At 26.8% G+C, this 4,003-nt stretch carries 4 protein-coding genes; all 4 read right to left on the bottom strand.

Annotated elements, in window-relative coordinates; genetic code table 11:
* Positions 1–326: 326 nt before the first annotated feature.
* Complete coding sequence (locus tag VK071_00885) at positions 327–1,058, bottom strand: Rpn family recombination-promoting nuclease/putative transposase (GenBank protein ID HLR33871.1); 732 nt, start codon at positions 1,056–1,058, stop codon at positions 327–329.
* Between the two features lie 365 nt (positions 1,059–1,423).
* Positions 1,424–2,191 (bottom strand): ABC-2 family transporter protein, encoded by a 768-nt coding sequence (locus VK071_00880; GenBank protein ID HLR33870.1) that lies wholly within the window; start codon positions 2,189–2,191, stop codon positions 1,424–1,426.
* Position 2,192: 1 nt separating this feature from the next.
* Positions 2,193–2,969: an ABC-2 family transporter protein gene (locus tag VK071_00875; protein HLR33869.1), complete on the bottom strand. Its 777-nt coding sequence runs from the start codon at positions 2,967–2,969 to the stop codon at positions 2,193–2,195.
* Between the two features lies 1 nt (position 2,970).
* Positions 2,971–3,969 (bottom strand): ATP-binding cassette domain-containing protein, encoded by a 999-nt coding sequence (locus VK071_00870; protein ID HLR33868.1) that lies wholly within the window; start codon positions 3,967–3,969, stop codon positions 2,971–2,973.
* Positions 3,970–4,003: the final 34 nt, after the last annotated feature.

Raw genomic sequence — 4,003 nt, 5'->3', positions numbered from 1 at the left:
TATTAATTCTGAGTTTTTAGGCTCATCTTCTATAGCTTTAAAAGCTTTGTCTAGCTCTGGTCCTATATCAAAGTTTAAATCTTTAAATTTATCCCATCTAGCTTACTCTGGTACATAAAATATTTCATATAAAGAAGGATCTGATATTAAAGCTTCTATTGTTTCATCATCCATCCCTTTATTTTTATATTCTTCTATTAATTATTCCCTTTCTAAATCAAAAGAGATATAGTGGTCTTAAAAAATTTCTTTAATTTTAAATAATCTTCTCCACTTATTCCATTGGAAATATAAAATGACTAGCCATCACATGATAGCTAGTCATTTTATATCCTAAGATACATATTTTTAACATCCTCTAAACTTTCATATTCAAAGATATCATCAATTATAATTTCTAAAGTAATAGCATCAAGTTTTGATATTCCTATCCTAAGTTCCTCCGGTAAAGCTCCAAATTTTTTGGTTAATAATTTTATCACAGCTTTTTCAAAGGCTTTCGTCTCTCCTTTTTCTATTCCTTTTTCTATTCCTTTTTCCATTCCCTTTTCTATTCCTTTTTCCATTCCTTCTTTTCTAAATATTTCAGCTAAAGTCATAACTCGTTCACTCCCTTCTGGATAGGTACTTTCAATTTTTTTAACTATCTCATTAATATCTGTCCTAGATAAGTCTTTGCCAGCACTAAAAATATATCTCATAAGTGTTTCAAAATATTCTATTCCCGTTTGTTTATCTTCTAATTCTTGTAGGTATTCTATTGAACGTGAAATAGATTTGAGCAATTCTTCGCTATCTTTTGTAAATATATCCCTCATTATAGTCATTGCTATTCTATTTATAACTTCACCTTTTATTTCCTCATCTGTATATCTTAATATATCATATAAAAGATATTTATAATTAGGTATAAATTCTTGTATATCTTTTGATAATTCCTCATATCCTGTTATTATTTCCCCAAGGCTAGTTTTTATATTCCAATCGCCTTTTCCATGATATATTACTAATGGTAGTGTAACACAGAATCTATAATTTAATTTTTTTCGTAAATCCATAATATATGCTATTTACATTTTACCTTCATTTATCCTATTTAAACACCTAACTTAATGAGCGACAGTGAATTTTAGTAAGTGTCATGCAACCCTCTCTAAATCTATTTTTATACAGCACATTACCTTAACCTAAAATCTCTAAAATCTTTTAAAGCTTGATTTTGAAATAATTGTAAGAATATTAACCTTGTAGTTACGCTCTAATACAATTTTACCCAGCAAGTTTAATAAACACAATCTAGAAATATGAAAGTTACACAATTAGAGAAACTATACCTTTTTCTATGCTTTCCAAAGTATTTTTGTATTTTTATTTGGATGTAATTTAGATGGTTCATCTGATGATAAATCCTATAGTACCACATCTATGAACCAACACTTTGATAGTTATTTAGGGATCTTTCCCATACTCTATAAGCTATAAATCCTAAACATACAACCAAAGCTAGTACCATATAGAAATAGCTTTTTAATTTAGTTACATCTTTTAATGGATAGAAAGTCACCAATCCATATGGCACTATAAAAGTGGCTATATAAGATATAAATTTAGGATATATATTCATAGGATATCTACAAAAATCTGTTATTGCTACAATAAATTTTACTCCCATTAAAGTATCATAGTATCTAAAACTAAGGCAATTAATGAAAATAGAGAACCATAACATAATTAACATTCCACAGTGTGGCAATAATATTAATAATGCCATGTCTAAAGTATTGTTTGTAAGTTTTTTAATTGTAACAATTAATACTAAAAGATTTATTATTACAGCAGGCATTTCCTTTATTGAAATATCATACGCAATTATATATTTTAACGGATTTACCGGTTTAATAAGAACGCAATCTAATTCACCATTTTTAATATACAAATCAGAAAATCCTATCATCCCCATAAATAGCATATGATATATTGCCTGCATATAACTAACTGAAAAATATAGATATACTAATTTACTCTGATTCCATCCATTTATTGTTGTTACATTATTAAAAATTGATTCAATGAATATTATTCCAATTAAAGCTTTTATAATAGATGATAAAATACCTATGAAAAAGTCTTTACGATATACATAAAGCATTTTAAGTTTATATATAAATAACTTTAAATATATACTATTCATGTTAGCCTCCAAAAATCTCTGTTCTTTTCCTTGCTTTATTAAACATAATTACTGAAATTCCTTTGAGAACAACTAGCCAAACTAATTGAATTAATATACTTATAAACGTACTATCAGCTAATCCTAAATAAATCATTATTGGTGTCTCAACTAAGCTTTTAAATGGTAAAAAAGAAGATATTGTTATTAAATAGTCCGGTAAAAAAGTAATAGGTATTAAAGCCCCAGAAAAAAATAAATATATTACCTCAAAGGATATAAATACTCCCCATATATTAGTAACCCAAAAGCTTAATAAACCAACTATGTAGAACATATAGAATGAAATTAAGTATGAATTAATTAGAGATAAGAAAAAATATATAAAATTATCACTATATATTAACGTTTTACTAAAAATTCCAAGTATCAAAATAGGTAACCCCATAAAGCCCATTGTATAGATAACATCACCTATACTGTAAAATAGCAGATATCTTTGAAAATTGATCGGTCTTAGTAAGTCTATAGCAATATCTCCCCTTTTATTTTTCCACCCTATCTCCATAGTAATCCATCTTGGTAGCATACTTTGAATTATAAAGGATAGAACAAAGTACGTCATAATATGCTCTTGATTAAATCCATTTATAGTTTTCCCCCCTGAAATAATGGCTTTCCATAGGAACCAGTATATCAAAAATTGCATTATGCCCATTAATGAATAAAAAAATAATTTCATCTTATAAACATAACTGTTTTTTATTGCTACTTTTATAATTGAAATATTTCTTTTCAATTCATATACCACCCTTTGCGTAAACATTTCTGATTATATCTTCTAAGTTATTCTCATCTATTTTGATATTTTGAACATCAACATCAAGGGCAAATATCTCTTTAATTATTTCAGATGCATTAATGCTCTTCTCATCAACAGATATTGATATTTTATTCGCTATACCTTCATTATGAATAATTATATTATTATTCTGTACATAATCACTGTACAGTAATTCTATTTTCTCTTTTATTTTACTCGCATTCTTCGTTTTAAAACTAATCATCTTATATGTCCCATATTTTTCTTTAAAATCTAAAATTCCTTTATCTTCAATTATTTCTCCGTTTTCTAATAGCACTATTCTGTCACAGATTTTATCTATATCCTCCATATCATGTGAAGTAAACAAAATTGTAGTTCCATATACTTTATTTAATATTAATAACATTTCTCTAATTGCAGCTTTAGTAAAAATATCTAACCCTATCGTCGGTTCATCAAGAAAAATAATTTTAGGAGAATGTAATAACGTCAACGCTATATTAGCTCTCATTTTCTGTCCTAACGATAGTTTCATTACTGGTTTATCTAGAATCTCGTGTAAATCAATATATTTTTCAAAAAATTTCATTTTATCTTTATAATAATTATCGCTTAGCTGATATAAATCTTTATTAAATTTAAAGGAATCTCTCACCCTTAAATCCCAAAATAATTGGTTACGTTGTCCAAATACCACCCCAATATTTTTTACATAATCATTTCTATCAATAAATGGATCTAAGCCATTTATTGATATCCTTCCTTGTGTTGGCCTGATAATTCCAGTTAAGAGTTTTACCGTTGTAGATTTACCCGCACCATTACTGCCTATATAGCCTACTTTTTCACCTTGTTCTATGTACAAATTTATATTCTTTACCGCATAAATTTTTTTATATGTCTTCGGTAAGAAAAGATCTTGTAGAAAAGACTTCCTATTACTAATCTTATAAATTTTAGTTACATTATTCACTTCAATCAATTACTATTCCTCCTAAAAAAAGGTT

This window comes from Tissierellales bacterium (genome assembly GCA_035301805.1).
GTDB lineage: Bacteria > Bacillota > Clostridia > Tissierellales > DATGTQ01 > DATGTQ01.
The sequence above is the reverse complement of the archived record's forward strand: the minus strand, read 5'-3'. Positions and strand labels throughout refer to the sequence as shown.